22 protein-coding genes are annotated in these 22,555 nt (G+C 50.8%); 1 reads left to right on the top strand and 21 read right to left on the bottom strand.

Features of this window, described 5'->3' with window-relative positions; genetic code table 11:
• Positions 1 to 525: 525 nt before the first annotated feature.
• The 7 genes from R0134_RS10940 to R0134_RS10910 form a co-directional block, all read right to left on the bottom strand.
• On the bottom strand, positions 526 to 1,029 hold the full coding sequence (locus tag R0134_RS10940) for a protein disulfide oxidoreductase (protein WP_319781949.1): 504 nt from the start codon (positions 1,027 to 1,029) through the stop codon (positions 526 to 528).
• Positions 1,026 to 3,101, bottom strand: a complete 2,076-nt coding sequence (locus R0134_RS10935; protein ID WP_319781948.1) for a protein-disulfide reductase DsbD family protein — start codon at positions 3,099 to 3,101, stop codon at positions 1,026 to 1,028. The genes R0134_RS10940 and R0134_RS10935 overlap by 4 nt, the downstream gene beginning before the upstream one ends.
• 50 nt (positions 3,102 to 3,151) lie before the next feature.
• Positions 3,152 to 3,586, bottom strand: a complete 435-nt coding sequence (locus R0134_RS10930; protein WP_319781947.1) for a hypothetical protein — start codon at positions 3,584 to 3,586, stop codon at positions 3,152 to 3,154.
• A gap of 5 nt (positions 3,587 to 3,591) precedes the next feature.
• Positions 3,592 to 4,194 carry a LysE family translocator gene (locus tag R0134_RS10925; RefSeq protein ID WP_319781946.1) on the bottom strand — a complete coding sequence of 201 codons (603 nt, stop codon included), beginning with the start codon at positions 4,192 to 4,194 and terminating at the stop codon, positions 3,592 to 3,594.
• A gap of 388 nt (positions 4,195 to 4,582) precedes the next feature.
• Positions 4,583 to 5,215: a DUF1439 domain-containing protein gene (locus R0134_RS10920; protein ID WP_319781945.1), complete on the bottom strand. Its 633-nt coding sequence runs from the start codon at positions 5,213 to 5,215 to the stop codon at positions 4,583 to 4,585.
• A gap of 41 nt (positions 5,216 to 5,256) precedes the next feature.
• Positions 5,257 to 5,694 (bottom strand): YaiI/YqxD family protein, encoded by a 438-nt coding sequence (locus R0134_RS10915; RefSeq protein ID WP_319781944.1) that lies wholly within the window; start codon positions 5,692 to 5,694, stop codon positions 5,257 to 5,259.
• The gene (locus R0134_RS10910) at positions 5,694 to 6,095 is read right to left on the bottom strand and encodes a DUF2750 domain-containing protein (protein WP_319781943.1); all 402 of its coding nucleotides are present in this window, start codon (positions 6,093 to 6,095) and stop codon (positions 5,694 to 5,696) included. The genes R0134_RS10915 and R0134_RS10910 overlap by 1 nt, the downstream gene beginning before the upstream one ends.
• Before the next feature lie 619 nt (positions 6,096 to 6,714).
• Between R0134_RS10910 and aroG the strand changes: the two genes are divergently transcribed.
• Positions 6,715 to 7,770 carry a 3-deoxy-7-phosphoheptulonate synthase AroG gene (gene aroG / locus R0134_RS10905; RefSeq protein ID WP_319781942.1) on the top strand — a complete coding sequence of 352 codons (1,056 nt, stop codon included), beginning with the start codon at positions 6,715 to 6,717 and terminating at the stop codon, positions 7,768 to 7,770.
• A 337-nt stretch (positions 7,771 to 8,107) separates the two neighbouring features.
• On the opposite strand, the gene lipA is transcribed toward aroG, so the two are convergent.
• The 14 genes from lipA to leuS form a co-directional block, all read right to left on the bottom strand.
• Positions 8,108 to 9,073: a lipoyl synthase gene (gene lipA / locus R0134_RS10900; protein WP_319781941.1), complete on the bottom strand. Its 966-nt coding sequence runs from the start codon at positions 9,071 to 9,073 to the stop codon at positions 8,108 to 8,110.
• Positions 9,070 to 9,738 (bottom strand): lipoyl(octanoyl) transferase LipB, encoded by a 669-nt coding sequence (lipB, locus tag R0134_RS10895; protein ID WP_319781939.1) that lies wholly within the window; start codon positions 9,736 to 9,738, stop codon positions 9,070 to 9,072. Before lipB ends, lipA begins: the two co-directional genes overlap by 4 nt.
• Positions 9,739 to 9,770: 32 nt before the next feature.
• Positions 9,771 to 10,046 (bottom strand): DUF493 family protein YbeD, encoded by a 276-nt coding sequence (gene ybeD, locus R0134_RS10890; RefSeq protein WP_319781937.1) that lies wholly within the window; start codon positions 10,044 to 10,046, stop codon positions 9,771 to 9,773.
• Between the two features lie 202 nt (positions 10,047 to 10,248).
• Positions 10,249 to 11,436 carry a serine hydrolase gene (locus R0134_RS10885; protein WP_319781936.1) on the bottom strand — a complete coding sequence of 396 codons (1,188 nt, stop codon included), beginning with the start codon at positions 11,434 to 11,436 and terminating at the stop codon, positions 10,249 to 10,251.
• A 111-nt stretch (positions 11,437 to 11,547) separates the two neighbouring features.
• Positions 11,548 to 12,603 (bottom strand): septal ring lytic transglycosylase RlpA family protein, encoded by a 1,056-nt coding sequence (locus R0134_RS10880; RefSeq protein WP_319781935.1) that lies wholly within the window; start codon positions 12,601 to 12,603, stop codon positions 11,548 to 11,550.
• Positions 12,581 to 13,558, bottom strand: a complete 978-nt coding sequence (gene mltB / locus R0134_RS10875; protein WP_319781934.1) for a lytic murein transglycosylase B — start codon at positions 13,556 to 13,558, stop codon at positions 12,581 to 12,583. The genes R0134_RS10880 and mltB overlap by 23 nt, the downstream gene beginning before the upstream one ends.
• Before the next feature lie 12 nt (positions 13,559 to 13,570).
• Positions 13,571 to 14,677, bottom strand: coding sequence for a rod shape-determining protein RodA (gene rodA, locus R0134_RS10870; RefSeq protein WP_319781933.1), 1,107 nt, complete (start codon positions 14,675 to 14,677; stop codon positions 13,571 to 13,573).
• Positions 14,677 to 16,572 carry a penicillin-binding protein 2 gene (mrdA, locus tag R0134_RS10865; protein WP_319781932.1) on the bottom strand — a complete coding sequence of 632 codons (1,896 nt, stop codon included), beginning with the start codon at positions 16,570 to 16,572 and terminating at the stop codon, positions 14,677 to 14,679. Before mrdA ends, rodA begins: the two co-directional genes overlap by 1 nt.
• A 2-nt stretch (positions 16,573 to 16,574) precedes the next feature.
• Positions 16,575 to 17,045: a 23S rRNA (pseudouridine(1915)-N(3))-methyltransferase RlmH gene (gene rlmH, locus R0134_RS10860; protein ID WP_319781931.1), complete on the bottom strand. Its 471-nt coding sequence runs from the start codon at positions 17,043 to 17,045 to the stop codon at positions 16,575 to 16,577.
• The gene (rsfS, locus tag R0134_RS10855) at positions 17,045 to 17,386 is read right to left on the bottom strand and encodes a ribosome silencing factor (RefSeq protein ID WP_319781930.1); all 342 of its coding nucleotides are present in this window, start codon (positions 17,384 to 17,386) and stop codon (positions 17,045 to 17,047) included. Before rsfS ends, rlmH begins: the two co-directional genes overlap by 1 nt.
• A gap of 34 nt (positions 17,387 to 17,420) precedes the next feature.
• Positions 17,421 to 18,068 carry a nicotinate-nucleotide adenylyltransferase gene (nadD, locus tag R0134_RS10850; protein WP_319781929.1) on the bottom strand — a complete coding sequence of 216 codons (648 nt, stop codon included), beginning with the start codon at positions 18,066 to 18,068 and terminating at the stop codon, positions 17,421 to 17,423.
• Between the two features lie 250 nt (positions 18,069 to 18,318).
• Positions 18,319 to 19,341: a DNA polymerase III subunit delta gene (holA, locus tag R0134_RS10845; protein ID WP_319781928.1), complete on the bottom strand. Its 1,023-nt coding sequence runs from the start codon at positions 19,339 to 19,341 to the stop codon at positions 18,319 to 18,321.
• Complete coding sequence (gene lptE, locus R0134_RS10840; protein WP_319781927.1) at positions 19,341 to 19,826, bottom strand: LPS assembly lipoprotein LptE; 486 nt, start codon at positions 19,824 to 19,826, stop codon at positions 19,341 to 19,343. Before lptE ends, holA begins: the two co-directional genes overlap by 1 nt.
• A gap of 132 nt (positions 19,827 to 19,958) precedes the next feature.
• Positions 19,959 to 22,541 (bottom strand): leucine--tRNA ligase, encoded by a 2,583-nt coding sequence (gene leuS, locus R0134_RS10835; protein ID WP_319784355.1) that lies wholly within the window; start codon positions 22,539 to 22,541, stop codon positions 19,959 to 19,961.
• Positions 22,542 to 22,555 lie beyond the last annotated feature (14 nt).

Raw genomic sequence — 22,555 nt, 5'->3', positions numbered from 1 at the left:
AGCTCGGGATTGTTCATTTTATGCACAGTCATGGATTACATCTTCCTATTGGTGTTCCGCGACAATTGTTATCAACCCTTATGGGGGGTTGACATGATTGTCATGAAAAGACTCATTTAAAACAAAACCTACAGTTCATGTGAACAAATGTAACATGCCAGAGTTAACAATCTACATATTATTGTTAACAATACTGGGCGGTGCGATCTGTGTCACATAAAGGCTTTCGTGCAACTACCTTGATGTGGATAAAATCAGCATTAATTAGCTTAATTAAGTTCATTAGTAGCATACGAAAAATGGAGTCATGAGTATTAGAAGGGCACGGAAGATGTACGCTAGGCAAGTCAATACCTGCTCAGATAGAAAGGATGTATGTCGGTTGGGCGGGGTGATGCTAGTAGGAGATGGTGCAGTTTTAGCTATTCATAACATTATCACGCTACCTTCAGAAAAAGCCGCACTCTAATGAGCACGGCTTTCTATTTGCGCTTTAATTTTTAGTGTGTGTCTTCAGCTCGTGGCTTAATTCAATACATGGGCCACCCATAAGCGAGCATACATTCCGGGAAGAGTAGTGATGCCGGCGGTGGCGTAACGCAGCTCGCCTTTGTAAGCGACCATTAGCGTGGGCGTGACTCTAATGCCCAGCGTTTGGCCTAAGTGATTATCTGTATCGTTAACCACGGAAAAGTCATAACCCTTTTCCCGTACATAGCCGCTTACCTTGCGATCATGGCCGGAAGACAGCGCTATGCTGACGACCGGTGCGCCCACCATATCCACCATGGGTGAAACGATACGGCATACCCCGCACCAGCTGGCCCATACGTAGACTAATACTGGCTGCTTAGCGCTCATGGCGCCTAAGTCAATTTCATCACCAGATAATGTGGTCATGGTGCCAAGGGCTGCCACTTCTGTGGGTAAGTCTTGGCTGCGCCATACATCTACTGCGGTGACTATCACCATTAATAGCAGCAAGTAAGCGATGGCTTTACCGATGCGACCTAATAATGAACGTTTCATTGTTTCGCCTCATCCAAGGCACTGATCACCTTGTTGGTGGTGAGCAAGACTTCTAGAGCCTTACCTTGCGGCAGGCCGGGGCCAAACACTTGGTTAAACGGAATACCGGCTCTTTGGTTGGCATGCAAATAATCGGTAATGGCACTGTTTGGCCGTGTCCAATCACCGCGCATTAACACTATGTCGTCTGCTTGCAGTGCGGAGTACACAGGGTCACGCAGCGTGACGCCGATTTTGTTGGCTTGGCAAGTAATACACCAGTCTGCGGTCACATCTACAAACACCCGCTTGCCGGCGGCGACCTCTTCCGCAATACGGCTGGCATCTAACGGTTGCCAGTTTAGGTTGTCTTCAATGGGGCTCACCCAATGAGACTGGGTAAACATAGCGCCCACACCGGCCACGGCGCCGAGTAATAACATACCCGCTAAGCCGAACATTAAACCGCGCGCGCCGTATTGTCGGATCAAAGACCAGATTGGCAGCACTATCAGTAATGCGGCCAACGCCCAAGTGATGCCCGCGCCTAAGGTGTAGCTGAGTAATGACAATAACCACAAACTGGTGGCCAGCAACATAAGGCCAAACAGCCATTTTACCTTTTCCATCCAAAGCCCAGGTTTAGGCAGTGCACGGATAACACTGGGGAATAACGCCAGTAACAACCACGGCAAGGCCATGCCTAACCCTAAGCCGGTAAAGATGGCCACTAACACCACCGGTGATGAGGCCAAGGCCACCGCCACGGCCGTGCCCAAGAAGGGCGCACTACAAGGCGTGGCTAATAAGGTGGCAAACATGCCTTGCAGCACGTGGCCGCCATTGCCATGGCCGGGGCGCGTGGCTAACCAAGTATTCAGGCTGCTGGGTAAGCGCACTTCAAACAAGCCAAACAAGTTGAGCGAGAACAGGGCGGTGATCAGTAACATAAAGCCGATAAAGGCCGGTTGTTGAAACTGTATGCCCCAGCCTAATTGCGCGCCAGACCAGGTGAGCACCAACATAAAGGCGGCCAGTAGCCAAAACGACAACATGATGCCAAACGCCGACCACAACAGGGGAGCGCGTACCTGCTTTCGTTCGCCCAGCACTAAGCTATTGAGCTTAAGGCCCAGCACCGGCAATACGCAGGGCATGATGTTTAAGATCAAACCGCCGAGCACGGCATACAATAATATCCAACCTAAAGCGGGCACGTTTTCGCTTAAGGGTGCCAAAGTGCCGGCGCTAATATTGGCGTGCAGCTCTTCGGCCAACCCTTCATCGATAGCGGTGATGACGATGGCTTGCTGGTCTAAATTAAGCTCATCGTCCCAGCTGCTGACCTGAAAGCGCACTTGCAATTGTTGATCGTTTATAGCGAAGGTAGGCTGGCTAAAAATCGCCTCGTCCAGCTCATCCACATAAATGGCCGGTTGCTGCCAACCGCGCTCATTATTAAGGGTGATTTCTAGCTGCTGGCTGGCTTTGTCCCAAGTGAGTGTCTCGCTACTTACTAGGCTGGCCACGCGCGGCACTTTAGCCACGGCTTGTTGATAGTCATGACTTAATTGCTCGTCTACCTGCCAGTTAGCATCCAGCGGTAACTGCAATTGATAGTCGGTGAGCACGCACACGGTAGTGCAGCTGGGCAGGGTTAATTGAGCATTAAAGGTACTGGCTTGGCCGGTGTCGGAGGGGGTCAGTTGTAGCGGAAAGTCCACTTCATGCTGATAACCTTGAGTCTCAATACCGAGTAAACTAAAGCGCTCAGGCATCGGCCATTGCCAGTTAACGTCCGCTAAATTGTCTGAGGCTTGCCAGTCTAAGCGCGGTGCTATGCCGCCTTCACCCGGCGAGCGCCAATAGGTTTTCCAGTCGTCCGTTAAGCGCACTTGCAGCAGGGCAGGGTAATGATTTTGCTCGGCGTTATAGGGGCCAGCTTGTACCAAGCGCACTTGCACTGGTGGGTGCTCGGGCGCTTGTTGCCAGCCACTTCCTGGCAAGTTAAGGGGGTTAGCTAATGCAGTTAATGACGTTAACAGCAGCCATGGGCTGAGTAGCCAGATAAAAAGAGTCTTGAATCTGTTCAAAATAAAATCTCCGATAAATAAGTTAAGCGAAAACGAGGCGTGCGTTTTGCTCACTCTCGGAACACGCACAGCACTAAGTGCCGCCGTCGACCAGAAAACAATAACGGAGTAATAGTGCGTCGGCTAAAGCGCAGCACTGTTAATGGCGCTAGCCACAGCGCAAACAGTAAGATGATAGCAATAAATAAGGGGTCTAAGTTCTGGAACACCTTACTTAATAATTGCTCGCTTAAGCTGCACGAGTCATGATCTGGCTCAGTTACTGAGTCTTTTTTCCCTAAATCTACACTGCTATTAATGCCCAAAGCGGGAGTGCTGGTTTGTGCCAAGTACTGGGCTTGGTGGTCAACCGCACAGGCCACTTTTAGGCCCATGCGCTGACTCAAACATAGGCTGATCACCAGCACCGCCAGCAATAATGCCAGCCCGCCTTGTTTCGTGAGGGTGTGCACTAAAGCGCGAGTTGCTTGTAACCAAGCGCCCATCCTTTTCAACCCAAGCCTAACCAAAGCGCCACTCCCAACATTAAACTACCGGCAATACGGTTCATTAATTTCACTTTGCCTTTTTGCTGTAGCACGCGGCTTAAGGTGCGCCCGCCACTGGCATAAAGCATTAAGCAGCTAAATTCGAGCACTAAGATCATCGACACTAAGATGGCGAGCTGGCCAAACAAGGGCGCGCTTTGGTCGATAAAAGGCGGTAATAAGGCGATAAAAAATGCCCAGCCTTTAGGGTTGGCGATAGCGGTAATAAAGCCTTGGCTGATTAAGGTAGTAATGGGAATGTGGCGGGGGCCGGAGTTGACAGGGTTTAATGCTAACTTGCCTTTAGAACGCCATAACTGCACGCCCAGCCACGCTAAATAGAGGCCGCCTGCATATTTGAGGATTTGAAACAGTTGCGGATATTGCAGCATTATCGCCGCCACGCCAAGCACCGCCAAACAGGCCACCACGGCCACACCGACTAGCTCACCCAGCATCATCCACAGTGTGCGGCGCACGCCTACCGTCATGCCGAGGGACAAGGCGAGGGTCATGCACATGCCAGGCGTCACTGACACAAAGAAGAAAGTGGGGATAAACACCATTAAGACTGCAGAGCTAATAGCACACCTACCTATAAGGTTGTGGAAGCGAAACGAAATTATGCGCCATTATACGTTAATTGCCCGACATTAGGCCAACAACGGCAACGGTTAGTCTTTTGTAGATGGCAGTGTTGTAGGCAAAGAGTATAAGCCGCAGTTTGATGTTGGTTTAAAAATATCCTGCTTCGCAGGACCGCCGAATAAATTGGCGGCTACAAAGCCCCTCGTCTTTTGTAGGCGGCAATTTATTCGCCGCGGTTTTGTCTGTCATGCTTAATTTGGCGCTAGATACCGCTTTATCCACGCACAAAAAAAAGCACCGAGCTTTTTGGCCTCGGTGCTTCTGTCTTGGGCGCTTGGTGCTGGGCGCAGGGCGCTTATTTGTCGCTTAATCGCTAAATTTAGGACTCAGCACGAAGCGGCCGGGGGCTATGGTTAGGCCTACGGGTGCGTTCTTGAGCCATGCATAACGACCGCCATCGAGGCGATAGATAGGCTGGTTTTCTAATACCGAGCGCACAATTTGCATCATGCCGGATGAAGCGATGGCCGCATCACCTTTATAACCGTATGCATCCACCTTGCTTTGGATAAGGTTTAAGTCACGCAAGAAGATGGCATTTTGTTTACGGTCATACACAGGGCGACCTTCAACGATTAAGTCTAACTTGGCCGGAAAACGCGCGATTAAGGCGTTAATGGCGGTTTCACCTTGTAAGTTTAAACGCACTACATCACGGTTATCTGGGCCGATTTGCAGATTTAATTTATCAATCTGCGTTTCAACGAAGCCTTGGGTCAAGCGTGGCATTTCTTGTTCTAATAGCGTGTAGAGAGATTTTTCCATCTCGCTTTCAGAAATACTGTACTGACTCACGCTGGCACAAGCGGTTAACAACAACAGGCTCAAGCTCAATGCTAAAGACTTCAACATATAAATACCTCGGTTTAAAAACAGGTGAGGAGTGAGGTGTAAGGCGTGAGGGGGATGACCGTCACTTTCGAGTTCGGTGTTTTTCACTGCACTTTCGCCTCACACTTCACGCCTCACACTTCACGAATTTACCTCAGCAACTGATCCAGCTGATTGGCAAAGGCTTGGCGATCGGCGGCGCTCAAAGTCGGCGGGCCGCCGGTTTGTATGCCACTGGAGCGCAGCGTGTCCATAAAGTCACGCATGGTCAGTTTGGCCCTAATGGTACCGGGTTCAAACTTTTCACCCCGCGGACTGATAACCAGCGCACCTTTTTCCAGTGCTTCGGCAGCCAGCGGAATATCGGAGGTAATTAACAGCTCGCCCGGGGCAATGCGCGACACTATTTCATCATCCGCCACATCAAAACCCTGGGGCACTTGCAGCTGCTTGATAAGCGTTGAACCTGGCAGTGGCAAGGGATGATTGGCGACCATGGTTAATGGCGTTTGGGTGCGCTCGGCGGCGCGAAATAAAATATCGCGGATCACTTTAGGGCAAGCATCTGCGTCAACCCAAATGTGCATCAATTCTGACGCCCAGTTTTCTTCTTATGATCAAAGGCTTCTTGCAACTCACCGGGCTCAACTAACACACCTGCGGCGTCACTGATCGGGAACACGGCCACTAACAACTCGTCTTCTTCCATGCCGGACACCCAGCGGGACTGCCACACTTTTAGGGTAATGGCTTCTGGCTTGCACTGGGCCCAGTCGTCCACGGCCCAAGCTTTGGCGTAGTCGGCGTGGGGCCATACGGGAATGCAGTCTTCATCGGCGTCTGAAGTGAGCATCATGCAGCCGTGCTCATCGGTTAAAATCCACAGTTGTTCGTGCTCGGCTACTTTATTTACGAAATGGTTGTAGCGCTGCTCATCATTGAGTTTTTCTGTGGCGGTTTTGTCGGCATCGGTCAGGATATAAGTCATGATTATTCTCATCTTAAAAGTCTGCTCGCATATTCCCACTGCAAGGCAGCACTTGTCCAGTTTTAGCCTTAGAAGAGAAGCTGAAGCGTAAAGAGTGAAGGGTAAAGCGCAAAGAGGACAACATAACTAAAGTAAACAACTAAGACTTCAAGATTAAAGGCTCTTTGCAACGGAATCCAAGGAACCCACGGAAAAATTAAGCTGAGATAAGGGCGAAAGGGGATCTTATTGGTAAGAGCACAACCCAGCTCTCGGTCTTTGCTTTTTGTAAGACCTAATCAGTGAAATTTTTTCAGGTTTGATCCTTATTTTCTGTGGATTTAGCGCTCTCGTCGCAAGGAGTCGTTGCGAAATGTCTTTAATTTTATATTTAAACTGAGTGCTTGGCGCGGGGCTGTCATGCCGGGCTCGACCCGGTATCGGCGCTTGTTTCACGCTTCCCTCTTCTCCCTACACTCTAAAACATGTATTTTCCGCGCTATTTGTCATTTAAAGACAAACAATTGCCTAATAGCGCCAATTGAGCGTTTACAGTGACTGCTGCTCGGGCTAGATTAAAAACCAATAAATTTCGACATTTCGGAGCCAAAGGCTCTTAAAATTGTAAGCAGGGTTGCTCATGCATTTTCAAACAGACGATATTCGTATAAACCAAATCAAAGAACTGTTGCCGCCGATTGCGGTGCTGGAGAAATATCCGGCCACTGCCAAGGCTTCTGCCACCGTTTTTGAGGCGCGCCAGGCTATTCATCGTATTTTAATTGGCGAAGAAGACCGTCTGCTGGTGGTGATAGGCCCTTGTTCGATTCACAATGTAGAAGCCGCGATAGAATATGGCAAAAAGCTGCAGGTGTTACGTGAGAAGTACGCCGATACGCTAGAAGTAGTAATGCGCGTGTATTTTGAAAAACCACGCACCACAGTAGGCTGGAAAGGCTTAATCAATGATCCGCATTTAGACAACAGCTGCCAGATCAACGACGGCCTGCGCATCGGTCGTAAGCTATTGCTGGATCTCAATGACATGGGCATGCCCACTGCCAGTGAGTTTCTCGACATGATCACGCCACAATACATGGCGGACTTAATGAGCTGGGGCGCCATTGGCGCACGCACTACTGAATCCCAAGTACACCGCGAGCTGGCTTCTGGTCTTTCTTGCCCAGTGGGCTTTAAGAATGGCACCGACGGCACTATTAAAGTGGCGGCCGATGCCATAGGTGCGGCCAGTGCGGCGCATCACTTCTTATCAGTCACCAAGCTTGGCCACTCGGCAATTGTCGAAACCACAGGTAATCCAGACTGCCACATTATTTTGCGCGGCGGCAAAGAGCCAAACTACAGCAGCGAGCATGTGAGTGCAGTGTGTGCGGAATTGGATAAAGCCGGTTTGCCACAAAAAATCATGGTGGATTTTAGCCACGCCAACAGCAGCAAGCAGTATCAGCGCCAAATGGTGGTGTCTGATGACGTGAGCGGCCAAATCGCCGGTGGCCAACAAGCCATTATGGGCGTGATGGTAGAAAGCCACTTAGTGGCCGGTCGCCAAGACTTAGAAGAGGGTGTTGAGCTGGTCTACGGCCAGAGCATCACAGATGCCTGCATCGGTTGGAGCGACACCGAAACCATGCTGGCGCAATTAGCCGAAGCGGTGAAATCACGTCGTCATGGCTGATGAATAACGGTGAGGAGTGAGGCGTAAACCATTTTTATGTAGGGTCCAATTCATTGGACCTCTTTTGAATGGAGATTTGGTTCTTGGTCCAATACTCTCTGCCTAAAATAGGGGACCCTACAAAACATTAAAGCAGACTCTGACCTTCGTCAGGATGACGGCTAAGGGAAAGCGATAAGCCTTAAGCTAAACAAAAAACCAACACCAACACCTAAAGCGAGATCCTGACGTGCGTCAGGATGACGGCAATAAAAAAGGAGCCTCGCGGCTCCTTTTTGTTTCTTAGGGTTTAGACGTAAGGCGTACAGCGTTAAACGTAAAGCTGCCCAAAAAGACCTTACTTAACTTCCATGCCTTGTGCTTGTAGGTCGGCGTGGTAGGACGAGCGTACCAGCGGGCCAGAAGCGGCGTGTTCAAAGCCTAAGCTGTCAGCAATGTCTTTCAGCTCAGCAAACTCGGACGGCGGCACGTAGCGTTTCACCGGCAGGTGATGGCGGCTAGGCTGCAGATACTGGCCCAGCGTTAACATGGCCACGTTGTGGGCGCGCAAGTCTTTCAGCACTTCAACGATCTCGTCGTTGGTTTCGCCTAAGCCCATCATCAAGCCAGACTTAGTGGTTACCTGTGGGTGCATTTCTTTAAAGCGACGCAGTAATTCTAATGACCACTTATAGTCGGCACCGGGGCGGGCCATGCGATACAGGCGCGGCGCGGTTTCTAAGTTGTGGTTGAATACGTCTGGCGGCGTGTCTTTAAAGATTTCTAATGCGGTGTCCATGCGGCCACGAAAATCGGGGGTTAAGATCTCGATTTTGGTGTTCGGGCTGTGCTCACGAATGGCTTTAATACAGTCCACAAAATGCTGAGCACCGCCGTCACGCAAGTCGTCACGGTCAACTGAAGTGATCACCACGTATTTAAGAGCTAGCTCTTTAATGGTCTTGGCCAGCTTTGCTGGCTCGTCTGGGTTTACCGCCAGTGGACGGCCGTGGGCCACGTCACAGAAGGGGCAGCGACGAGTACAAATGGCACCCAAAATCATAAAGGTGGCGGTACCGTGGTTAAAGCATTCAGACAAGTTAGGACAAGAAGCTTCTTCACACACTGAGTGCAAGTCGTTCTTGCGCATGATGCTTTTTAATTCCTGAATGCGCTGACTGCTAGGAGGAAGTTTGATCTTCATCCAGTCCGGCTTACGCAACACTTCTTCGTCCGGCTCGGGCATGTATTTGACCGGGATCAGCGCCATTTTATCGGCGTCACGTAATTTTACGCCAGGCTCGACGCGCACAGGTTTATTCATAATATGAGTTTCTCTGTTGTGTAATAGAGATGTGGATAGCCGAGCTGTTCTGCCAGCTTGGGTATCAGTTGGGACTGAGCTTCGTCAATCGTGTTTGGGCCGCCTAATTGGGCACTCATGGTCATGGGCAGGCCCGCATAGCCACATGGATTAATGCGCAAGAAAGGCGCTAAGTCCATGTTAACGTTAAGTGCCAAGCCATGAAAAGAGCAACCTCTGCGGATCCGCAACCCCAATGAGGCAATTTTACTTTCTACTGACTGTGCATTGGCCACATAGACACCGGGCGCATCCGCTTTGGCGTAAGCCTTAATGTCATAATCGGCGAGCAGCTTAACGATGGCGACTTCCATGCTGGTGACCAAATGACGCACGCCGAGTTTTCTACGACGCACATCTAACAGCAAATAGACAATCAACTGACCCGGGCCATGATAGGTCACTTGGCCGCCGCGGTCACTTTTCACCAAGGGAATGTCACCTAGGTTAATAATATGTTCGGGCTTGCCGGCTTGACCTTGGGTAAACACCGGCGGGTGCTCCACCAGCCAGAGTTCGTCGGTGGTGTCGGGCCCACGCTGGTTGGTGAAGTCTTGCATGGCGTGCCATACATCTTCATAAGAGGCTTCGCCCCAGTGGCGTACTGTCAGTTGATCGAGTGCCATTTGCTTGTCCTAAATAGATGGGTCAAATGGCCCTAGAGTACGTATTTAACCAGTTCTAGCTCACCCAGTTTTAAATAGAGGGTTTCTATGTGCTCTTTGCTGGTCACGGTGACGGGAATGGTGACCGCGTGATAGGTGCCTTTGCTGCTGGGCTTTATCGTTGGGCTGTAATCGCCCGGTGCGTGCTGTTGCAGTACTTCCACTATCATATCGGGCAGGCGTGGATCGGCCAGACCCAAAATTTTAAAGGGAAACTGGCAAGGGAATTCAAGGTACTCGTCAAATTTGGTGTTTAATGGGCTAGTCATAATAACCTTCACAACGTGCAGTAGATTAAGGGGGCGATAAAGGAAGTAGTCACTTTTATAACCCAAGTCACATTTTTACCATAAAATGCTGGCTTCTTAAACCGACAACTTATGTGGACTCTGTATTTAGCGTAATAAGCCGAGCCCATAAAAAAGCCGAAAGGCGCGGCTTTCGGCTTAAATTTACTTTTCTAGGTGCAGCTTAACTAAATAAATCTTTAACAAACAGTTTTACGTAGTCGATCATGCGGCTAAAAAAGCCACCTTTCTCTACGTCTTCCAGTGCTACCAAGGGCAGGTCGGCTACGTCTTTGCCGTCTAACTTAAGGTGCAAGGTGCCGACGCGCTCGCCCTTAGCTAAGGGTGCGCGCAACGACTTATCCAAAGTAAAATCGGCTTGCAAGTCTTTGGCTTGGCCGCGCGGTATGGTGACAGACACGGCTTGGTCTACTCCTAACTGTACGCTGCTTTTATCACCCAGCAAAATGGCTTGATCCATCAGCTTGGTGCCCGCAGCATAAGGAGTCACGGTTTGGAAAAAACGAAAGCCGTAGGTTAACAGCTTCTTACTTTCTGCAGCGCGAGTGCGCTCACTGGCGGCACCAATTACCACGGCAATTAAGCGCATGTCTTCTTGGGTGGCAGAAGAGACTAAGTTGTAGCCCACTGCATCTACGTGGCCGGTTTTAATGCCGTCTACGTTTAGTGACTTATCCCACAACAGTGAATTACGGTTGTGTTGGGTGATGCCGTTATAGACGAAGGATTTCTCAGAATAAATTTTATATTCTTCTGGCACATCGCGGATCAAGGCTTGACCTAACAATGCCATGTCGTTGGCCGTGGTATACATGGCATCAGAGTGCAGACCGTGGGGCGTAACAAAATGGCTGTTTTTCATGCCTAAGCGTGTCGCCCAAGCGTTCATTAGATCCGCAAAGGAGTTAACGCTGCCCGCCAAGTGCTCGGCCACCGCCACAGTGGCGTCATTACCGGACTGAATAATAATGCCGCGGTTCAGGGCTTCGATGCTGACCTCTTTGCCTACTTCTAAAAACATCACCGAGGAGCCAGGGAAATTCTGCGCCCAGGCCGCTTCGCTGATGGTCACCATGTCTTCGTTTTTGACTTTACCTTCTTTCAGCGCTTGCGCCAAAATGTAGGAGGTCATCATCTTAGTTAAACTGGCCGGTGGCAGTTTTTCGTCCGCATTTTCAGAGACCAGCACTTGGCCGCTGGCGTAATCCATTAATAGATAAGACTTAGCTGCAATCGCCGGTGCCTCGGGGATCATGGGCGCCACACTGGGTGGAGAAAGAATTTGTGCCTGGCTCGAAACAGAAACCGTGGCGGCCAGTAATAAAGTAGCAAGAGGAGTGAGCATGCGCATAACGTCTGTGAGAACCCTATCTGTGTAGGCCAAAAAAGCCGGTGTTTGTAAAAAACTAAAAATTAGTTAAAAAGCCAAAGGGCTAAAAATTTCAGTTAACAGGCTCAACGCTTAATTTATAAAATAAGCTTGAGCATATCCTTGGGCGACCAGCTTGCTTAAGGTCGCTTGTGTTTTATTGCCCGGAATGGGGCCCATTTGTAAGCGATACCATTCGGACTGGCGCTCTACACGCGCCGGAAAGCCATACTCTTTGCTCAATTTAGCGGCCAGCTCTTTGGCTTTATCCGGTGAGCGGGTGGCCATTAATTGTATGTGCTTGGCAGTGGCGCTACCCGCCTGCGGAGCCTGTACTACTTGCGTGCTGACCACCGGCTTACTGCTGGCAACCTGACTTTTTACTTGGGTCGGGGCAGTTTTCGCGATGCTGGTGCCTTCAGCTTTAGTGCCATACAGTTGATTACCACTAACGGGGCGGCCATTGAGCACATTACCACTGCCGTTCTGGGCCAAACGGACTTCTTTACCGTTCGGCGCCATTTTGATCAGCTCCACCTTGACCGAAGCGGTACCGGTGGCCAACATGCCGAGCTTATAAGCGGCGGCGTAGGATAAGTCAATCACGCGGCCTTCGTGAAAGGGCCCACGGTCGTTAACCCGTACCACTACCTGCTTGCCGTTTTCTTTGTTGGTGACGCGCACAAACGAGGGCAGCGGCAAGTTTTTATGGGCTGCTGTCATGGTGTACATATCGTACACCTCGCCGTTTGAGGTATTAAAACCATGAAACTTGGCGCCATACCAAGAAGCTAAGCCCTCATCTCGGTAATTTTGTACGTCTTGCCACACCTCGTAGTCTTGGCCCCACACATTGTAATTCTTATTACCGCCACGCGTATAGGGCTCATAGCGGGGCACGGCGTCTTTTACATGATCGAGCTTAGGCGCATCTTCCGGTGGCACATCTTGGCGCAAGCTATAGCGTCCGCCGGCGGTTTCTTTATGCCAGCGGGCGTCTCTAACTTCACCTTTAGCCTTACCTGTGCTGTGGGTGCCATGCTTTTTCTGCTCGGCTTTTTCCATCGGCGACTCAGAGCTAGAGCTGCAGGCTGTCAGCACTAGCACGCTCAATGGCAACAGCGCTTTATAAAGATTTTTCATAGGCATTTTTGAGCTGCTCACTCAGTTGATAAACCGCCATGGCGTATAAAGGACTGCGATTATAACGGGTTATCACATAAAAATTATGTCTCACTACCCAGTATTCGGGGCCGTCGACGCCATCTAGCTTAATCAGCTTAACAGGTGTCTGGGCATCCAGCTGTGAATCAATAACGATACCGGCGGCCACAAACTCGGCCCAGTTGTGGTTAATTTCAAGAGTGGGCTCGATTAAGGCCTCTGCCGCTGCCACATTGGCAGCACTCACTGTTGCGGGATACGCCACGTCTTCGCCTAACTGCCAGTGGTGCTCATTAAAGTAGTTACCCACGCTGCCCACGGCGTCGTCAGCCACAAATAAGTTGCGCACGCCATCAGAGTCCGCATCAATCGCATAGTGGCGATAGCTAGAAGAAATAAACTGGCCCATGCCCATGGCACCGGCGTAGGAGCCTTTTTGGCTATCTAAATCCCAGCCTTGTTCTTTGGCCAGTGCTAAGTAATGGCCAAACTCCGAGCGGAAAAACTCGCCACGGGGCGGGTAATGAAAGCCCAAGGTATAAAGCGCATCCAACACTTTATAGCTGCCCATGTTGGCGCCATAGGAGGTTTCTACGCCAATAATGGCAGTGATGATCTCAGCCGGTACTTTTGAGGTTTCAACGGCTTGATCTAACAACTCTTTATGATCGTGCCAAAATTTTACGCCGTCATTAATGCGCTTCTCGGTTAAGAAGATAGGGCGATATTGGCTCCACGGCTTAGCTTCAGCGGGGCGGGTCATGGCATCGATAATAGACTGCTGATAAGTAGCCTGGCCAAGGGCGGCATTCAGCTCACTGGCGGGTATCTCAAATTTGCTGGCTAATTGATCAATCCAGGCTGCTTGTTCTGAGTTTGTGTCTTGTGCCATGGCTGCGGGGGTAAGCAAGAGAGCAGCGGAAAGAAGAGCAAAACGCATTTTATAATCCTTTTATTTAGCCAATAGGCGTTTATGAGTATGCACGGACATTAAGATGCCAAAGCCGGCCATCAGCGTCACCATGGAGGTGCCGCCGTAGCTGATCAGCGGTAAAGGCACACCTACTACGGGTAACAAACCGCTGACCATGCCGATATTAACGAACACATAGACAAAGAAGGTCAGGGTGATGGCGCCGCCCACCAGTCGCGGAAAAGCGCCTTGTGCTTGCATGGAAATATACAGGCCGCGCCAAATAATGAAGAGGTATAACAGCACCAGTAAGCAAACGCCAACTAAGCCGAACTCTTCGGCGAGCACTGCAAAGATGAAATCCGTATGGCGCTCGGGCAAAAACTCCAGCTGAGATTGGGTGCCTTGCAGCCAGCCCTTGCCCCACAAGCCGCCAGAGCCGATAGCAATCTTGGACTGAATGATATGATAACCGGCGCCCAGCGGATCCGTCTCTGGATTAAGCAAAGTCAGAACTCGTCGCTTTTGGTAGTCGTGCATCAAGAAAAACCACAGCGGCGGTATAAAGGCAGCGATGGCTACCATAGCCGCCACTATTAAGCGCCAGGATAAACCCGCTAAAAAAATTACAAAAAACCCGGAGGCCGCCACCAATAATGAGGTGCCCAAATCTGGCTGGCGCGCAATAAGCAGGGTCGGCACCATTACCATGGCCAGCGCTAAAAATACCCGCAGCAGGCTAGGGGGCAAGGGGTAGCGGCTAATATAGGTGGCGATCATCATTGGCATCACCAGCTTCATTATTTCTGAGGGCTGAAAGCGAATGCTGCCCACTTCTAGCCAGCGCTGGGCGCCTTTGCCCACATCCCCCACCAGCATCACTAATACCAGCAGTATCACGCCGAAAATAAACACCGGCGGCGACCAACGAGCATAAAAGCTGGGTGGCATTTGCCCCAAGCCCAACATGATCACGAGCGATAAACCGATGCGCGTGCCTTGGCGCAATAGGGCGTCGGCGTCTTCACCGGAGGCCGAATATAAAATCACTAGACTGGCGCTTAATAAGCTCAGCAAGGCCAAAAATAATGGCCAGTCTAGGTGCAATATCTCCCCTAACTGGCGGCGCTCATGATGTTTACCCATTAATCTTGCTCCTCACTGCTCTCATCACCGATCACCGGCTCTTTATCGGGGAGCATATATAAGTCGAGTAATGAGCGGGCCACGGGAGCGGCGTGAGTACTGCCGCCGCCGATGTTTTCTAATACCACAGACACCACCACCTCAGGATTTTCATAAGGGGCGTAAGCCACAAACAGTGCGTTATCACGTAAATGCTCTTTGGTGGAGGCATGATCATATTGTTGGTTTTCGGCCAAGCTAAATACCTGTGCCGTGCCTGACTTGCCTGCCGCCGTATAAGGGGTGTTGGCAAAGGCGCGACGAGCCGTGCCTTCTCGGCCATTGATAACTCTGTGCATGCCTGACAAGGCTACATTCCAGTAGCTGTCGTGTTTGACCACAATCGGCTCACCTTTACTGATGGGCATGGCAATCATGCCCTCAGGGGTGCCAATGGCGTGTAACAATCTGGGATGTATGGTTTCACCGTGATCCACCAAAATAGTGGTGGCGCGAGCCAATTGCAGCGGGGTGGCCGACCAGTAGCCTTGGCCAATGCCCACCGAAATGGTGTCGCCTTGATACCAAGCTTGCTTATGACGGCTGCGTTTCCAATCCCGCGAGGGCATAGTGCCGTTGGCTTCTTCGTGCAGATCTATGCCAGAAAATTGGCCAAAGCCAAACTGGGTCATGTAATCGTGCAGGGTGTCGATGCCGGCTTTATAGGCCAAGTCATAGAAAAAGGTATCGGCAGAAATTTCGATGGCGCGGTACACATCCATCCAGCCATGGCCCCAGCGCCGCCAGTCGCGAAACTTATGTTTGGTATTGGGGATTTGAAAAAAAGGTCCACCAAAGAAACGGGTATTCGGTGTAAACACCCCTTCGTTTAAGCCCATCACCGCCAACATAGGTTTCACGGTGGAGGCGGGCGCATAAATACCTTGGCTGGCGCGATTGATCAACGGCCGGTCTGGGTTATTCAGCAGCTCGCGATATTCAGGGCCACTGATGCCATGCACGAAAAGATTAGGATCGTAACTGGGGCTGGAGATCAAAGCCAAAATCTTGCCGTCTTGCGGCGTCATGATCACGGCGGCACCGCGCCTATTACCCATCAGCTTTTGTGCTTTTTGCTGCAGCGCTACGTCTACGTTCAGATAAATATCATTACCCGGGATCGGTGGCTGATATTTTAGGGTGCGGATCACCCGCCCACGGTTGTTCACTTCCACTTCTTGATAGCCAGTTTGGCCATGCAACATGTCTTCGTAATAACGCTCCACGCCTAGCTTGCCAATGTCTTGGGTGGAGGCGTAGTTAGCGAACTTGTTATCGGCTTTTAGGCGCGCCACGTCTTTATCGTTAATGCGCGCTACATAACCAATCACATGGGTAAAGGTATCGCGATAGGGATAAAAACGCTTTAGATAGGCCTCAATAGAAGCACCGGGGAATTTATGCTGGTTAATGCTAAAGCGCGCCACTTGGGCTTCATCTAGGCGGTTAACCAGTACCACGGGCGTAAAGCGCCGTTGGCGACGGACTTCGGTGAGAAAGCGATCTTTGACTTGTGGATCCAGCTCAAGTAACGCAATCAATTGATCGACGTTTTGCTCTAAATCGGGGGCTTGTTCGGGCGTAATTTCTAGGCTGTAAATGGGCCGGTTTTCTGCCAATAACACACCGTTGCGATCGTAGATAAGACCACGGGTGGGGGGCACAGGCACCACTTTAATGCGGTTATCATTAGAGCGGGTTTGGTAGCTTTGATGTTGAATAATTTGCAGATGATAGAGATTGGCGAGTAACACGCCCATCAATACCATAATGCCGACAAAGGCAATGACGGCACGGCGCCAGTACAAAGAGGACTCGGCGCCATGATCGCGCATCTTTACCTGCGACTTTGCCATGCTTATTCTCGGTGGTAGGGGTGGTTGTTATTAACGCTCCACGCGCGATACAGACTTTCGGCTGCAACTACTCGTACCAAGGGATGGGGCAGGGTCAAGGTGGATAAAGACCAAGATTGTTCGGCGGCGGCTTTACACGCCGGCGACAAGCCTTCGGGCCCACCAATTAAAATCGCCACATCACGCCCGTCCATTTGCCAGCGTTCAAGCTCACCGGCTAATTGGGGCGTTGTCCAGGGTCGGCCAGGAATATCCAAGGTCACGATGCAAGCAGACTTAGACACAGCCGCCAGCATTTGCTCCCCTTCACGCTGTAAAATACGCTCGATATCTGCGTTTTTACCCCGTTTACCGGCGCTAATTTCGATGAGCTCCAAAGGTAAATCTCTAGGAAAACGGCGTTGGTATTCCTGAAAACCGGTGGTGACCCAAGCAGGCATTTTAGTGCCCACCGCCACCAGTTGTATTTTCATTAGGCGGACGCTCCTACTGTTGGACCGCCCCACAGTTTTTCGAGCTCATATAAATTACGGGTTTCGTCTTGCATGACGTGAATGATCACATCACCTAAGTCGACCAATACCCATTCGCCAGTGTCTTTGCCTTGCATGCTCAAAAAAGTGAGATTGGCTTGCTTGGCATCCATGACGATACGCTCAGCAATGGCGTTCACATGGCGGCTAGAGGTACCCGAGCATACGATCATGCAGTCGGTAATGGTGGACTTGCCAACGACGTCTAATACTTGGATGTCTAGGGCTTTGCTATCGTCGAGCTTATCAACAATAAAATCGTACAGTTCTTTACCTTGCAAGGGGTGCGCTCCTCAATGAAATTATGACGGCGGATTATAACACGGGCAATTGATAGAGTCCCTTGTCTCGAATGTAGTTGAGCACGGGTTCTGGCAACAAATATTGCGGATTGTTCCCCTCTTTTACACAATTGCGAATGAGTGTCGAAGAAATGTCCAATTGTGGATTATCAAACAGGTAAATACAGCCGCTTAATTGGCGGCTCAGTTGCTCAGGATCTGAGGTGGCGTGAGCTTTTACCACGGCACTAATATTGGCATTGAAATCAGGTTGCCAGCCGGGTCTGTGGCTGACCACCAAGTGCGCATAGTCAAGCAACTGCTGCCAGCCATGCCATTGATCTAGCTGACATAATGAATCCATGCCCATTAAAAAGCACAGCGGCGTATCTGGCAGCTCGGCGCGCAGCTCTTTAAGGGTATCCAGCGTATAAGAAGGGCGATTGCGCTTAAGCTCGCGCTCATCCACCACCAGCCCAGTTGTTTGGCCGGCCGCCAACTGCACCATGGCTAAGCGATGCTCAGGTGAGCTGTCCGGCGTGGCCTTATGGGGCGGAATATAATTGGGAATTAAGCGCACTTCACTCAAATTTAGCCGCTCAAGCAGGGCGATAGCCGGGCGTAAATGACCCACATGAATCGGATCAAAGGTACCACCCAATAAACCAATGGCGTTATTCATTGCAAGAACCCTATGTTAAGCGTGAAGAGGACGACAAAGATCCAAAGAGCCAAAGATTTTTTGCCACGGAATCCACGGAACCCACGGAACAATAAAGATAAAAGCGAAAAATGATTTCTAGGGATCAGATCTTATAATAAATAGGCTTTTTACTTGTCGCTCTGGGGCTTGCTCTACGTCCGTGTTCTTCCGTGGATTCCGTGGCAAATATATGTCTAGTTTTGATGTTGGTTTGTCTCTTAGCTTGTGGCTACGGGCAAATCCCCATCATTTTTTCATCGAGAAAGCCGATGCAGATGCTGTATAGCCAGCGCCAGGCTTCGTCGTCATCAAAGCTGGCTACGGCTACGTCTGCGGCGGCCAGCATGCTTTGCAGTTGCTGCAGTTTAGCCAGCGGCAAACGATTGAGCGCGCTTTGCACCAAGTTTTGGCGACTTGACCAAATACGCAGCTCTGAGGCGAGTTGTGAAAACGACTGGCCGGCGCTTAAGCCTAATTGCATCTGCAATAGCGCGTTGAGCTCTCGGGCCAATAAATGACACAGCATGCCTGCATCTATACCCTCGGCACGCAGCTGCAATAAAATTCGACAGCCCCGTTTTACCTTGCCCTCGAGCAGCGGGTCAAACAGCTGAAACGGATTAAATTGATGATGGGGCTGCACTTGCTGTTGTAGCAGCGCCAAGGTGAGCGGCTGCGGTAGGTTTTGTAATACCAGCTTTTCTATCTCACCACTGAGCGCTAGCAAGTTGCCCTCAAAGGCAAAGGCTAACCAACGCACGCCTTCTGCTTCGACCTGTAGGCGGTTTTGTTGCAAGCGTTGGCTTAACCAGCGCGCAAAGTGCGGGCCTTCGGGTGTTGCCACAGGGATCACTGGGCCCGCACTACTGAGGGCGGTAAACCAAGCGCCTTTTTGCTGTTGCTGATTGAGCTTGGGGCCGGTTATCAGCAGCAATAAATCTGGATGACATTGTTTAAGCAATTCGCGCAGCCGCTCGGAAGCGGTTTTATCTAACTTCTCAGGCAGCTGCAGTTCAATAATTTGGCGTTGGCTAAATAAGCTTAATGACTGACTGGCAGCAAAAATCTCGTCCCAATCCAGCCCTTGGTCTGCATCAAAGCGCAGTCGCTCGTCAAAGCCTTGGCCGCGTGCGGTATGGCGCAACAAATCCAGTGCTTCTTGTTTAAGCAGCGGCTCGTCGCCATAAATAAAATAGCAGGGCGCTAGCCCTGCTTTAAGATGTTGTGCCAGTTTTTCTGGATACAAACGCATTAGAACGACAAACGGTTCAGCTGGCGGACAATTTGCTCGGCCGCTTCCCGCTCCATTTGTTCGTGCAATTGCTTTTGCTCTCGGCTTGAGGCCAGCGCTTGGGCTGACTTATCAAGAAAACTGCGGTTAAAGGTGACGTTAAACACTTGGCGCGACTCGTCCGGCATATCCAGCGTAAAACGGGTGCCAAAACGGCTCGCGTATTCCAATGCCGCGACTTGGCTGTTAACCGAGGCGACGGTATTGCTTAAGCCCACCCCAGTAATGCTCAAGATAGGCGCGCCAGAACCCGGTGACACCAGCACGGCACCGGCGCGCTGTAAGCGTGCCGCCACTAACCGATAGAACTGGCTCTTGTCGTCGCCCACTAAGGCGAGTTGGCGTAACTCAGGTGCTAAGTTCTCGCCGCCTCTTAGCTGAAAGCCACAACCGACTAACAACAAGGTCAGTAATACTAAGGCCGTGGCTTTAATCGATGTGAACATGAAGATTCCTCAAAGAAAGCACCAAGCGCCATGCGCCGAGCACCAAGCTAAAACTAAACCGAGCACCTTAATATACATGGGCGCTCGGTTTGTCTTACAGCGTATAGCTTAAAGCGTGCCGCTGTTCGTTAATCAGTTAGCTACGATATTCAGCAGCTTGCCGGGGATGTAAATCACCTTGCGCACGGTTTTATCCGTTAAGTGACGGGACACGTTTTCATCCGCTTGAGCAATGGCACTCACCGCTTCTTGGTCCGCATCGGCGGCCACGGTAATTTTACCGCGCACCTTGCCGTTCACCTGTACCACGACCAACTTTTCGTCTTCCACTAACGCTTGGGCATCAACCACAGGCCAAGGTGCATGGTCGATATCTTGCTGGCCCAGTGCCTGCCACAACTCAAAACAAGTGTGCGGGATAATAGGGTGCAACATCACGGTAATGGCGACCAGTGCTTCTTGTAAAAGAGCACGGTTTTGTGCATCTGTGTTGTCAATCTTAGTCAGCTTGTTCATCAGCTCCATCACAGCGGCAATAGCGGTGTTAAAGGTCTGACGACGACCGATATCATCGCTCACTTTGGCAATGGTCTTGTGCACGTCACGGCGCAGCGCTTTTTGCTCACCGCTTAAGCTGGCGATATCAAGTTCAGCCACTGACCCCAGTGCTTGATGTTCAAACACTAAACGCCACAGACGTTTAATAAAGCGCTGGGCGCCTTCTACACCTGAGTCTGACCATTCCAGCGTCATGTCGGCAGGGGCGGCAAACATCATAAATAAACGCACGGTATCGGCGCCGTATTTATCGATCATGGTCTGCGGGTCGATACCGTTGTTCTTTGACTTAGACATCTTGGTCATGCCGGTGTGTACTAATTCATGGCCGCTGGCGTCCTGCGCCTTTTGAATGCGGCCTTTTTCATCGCGTTCAATGTTTACGTCCAGTGGGCTAACCCAAGTACGCGCGCCTTTTTCATCGGTGTGGTAGAAGGCATCCGCCAGTACCATGCCTTGGCACAATAAACGCTTGAACGGCTCGTCAGAAGTCACTAGGCCCGTGTCGCGCAGCAATTTATGGAAGAAGCGGGCGTACAACAGGTGCATACAGGCGTGTTCGATACCGCCGATATATTGATCTACTGGCAGCCAGTAGTTGGCTTTTTCTGGATCCAACATGCCTTTATCGTAATCTGGGCTGCAATAGCGCGCGTAATACCAAGAGGACTCCATAAAGGTGTCGAAGGTATCAGTTTCGCGCAGCGCAGGCTGACCGTTATAGGTGGTTTTCGCCCACTCAGGATCCGCCTTGATTGGGCTTTGAATGCCGTCCATTACCACGTCTTCTGGCAGTATCACTGGCAAGTCTGCCTCTGGCACGGCCACTACTGAGCCGTCTTCCAGCGTCAACATCGGGATAGGCGCGCCCCAGTAGCGCTGGCGGCTCACGCCCCAGTCACGCAGGCGGTAATTTACGGTGCGTTGCCCAAGCTTTTTCTCGATTAAGGTATCGGCGATGGCATCGAAGGCCGCTTGAAACTCTAAACCATCAAACTGCTCGGAGTTAAACAATACACCTTGCTCGGTAAAGGCTTCTTTGCTGATATCAAGTTCGGTGCCATCAGCAGGCTTGATAACAGGGATAATATTCAAGCCGTAAAGCTTTGCAAATTCAAAGTCGCGCTCATCGTGAGCCGGTACTGACATCACGGCACCTGAGCCGTAATCCATCAGTACGAAGTTAGCTACCCAAATTGGCACCAGCTTGCCAGTTAGCGGATGCTCGGCGTAAAGACCGGTGGCCATGCCTTTTTTGTCCATGGTGGCCATGTCGGCTTCGGCCACTTTGCTGTTGTGCTTACACTCATCAACAAAGGCACTCAGTGCTGGGTTATTAGCCGCAGCTTGAGCGGCCAGCGGGTGACCGGCAGCGATGCCCACATAAGTCACACCGTATAAAGTGTCGGGACGTGTGGTATACACATCAAACGACTGGTCTTGCTCGCTTACTTTGAAGGTAAGGGTCACGCCTTCGCTGCGGCCAATCCAGTTGCGCTGCATGGCTTTAACTTGCTCTGGCCATTCGTTCAGATTATCCAGCTCGCTCAGCAGCTCGTCCGCGTAATCGGTGATCTTAATAAACCACTGGGGGATTTCTTTGCGCTCAACCGGTGAGTCACAACGCCAGCAACAGCCGTCGTTTACCTGCTCGTTGGCCAATACGGTTTCATCGTTAGGACACCAGTTAACCGATGAAGTCTTCTTGTACACCAAGCCTTGGTCATACAATTTAGTGAAGAACCACTGCTCCCAACGGTAATATTCTGGATCGCAGGTAGCGAATTCGCGGCTCCAGTCATAACCAAAGCCCAAACGCTTCAGCTGGTTTTTCATGTAATCGATATTTTCGTAAGTCCAAGGCGCGGGGGAGGTCTTGTTATTGATGGCCGCGTTCTCGGCAGGCAGGCCAAATGCGTCCCAACCTATGGGCTGCATAACATTTTTACCTTGCAGGCGTTGATAGCGAGATATAACGTCACCTATGGTGTAGTTACGTACATGCCCCATGTGCAGTCGGCCGGAGGGATAAGGAAACATGGATAGGCAGTAAAACTTTTCTTTATCTGCTTGTTCGGTGGCCTTAAAGGTCTGCTGGTCTGCCCACAAGCCTTGTACTTTGGGCTCAATGTTTTGGGGAATGTATTGCTCTTGCATTAGTGACATCCGGA

It is taken from the genome of Oceanisphaera sp. IT1-181 (genome assembly GCF_033807535.1).
Taxonomy (GTDB): Bacteria; Pseudomonadota; Gammaproteobacteria; order Enterobacterales; family Aeromonadaceae; genus Oceanimonas.
Note: the sequence above shows the minus strand (reverse complement) of the source record. Positions and strands in the feature narration are given on the sequence as shown.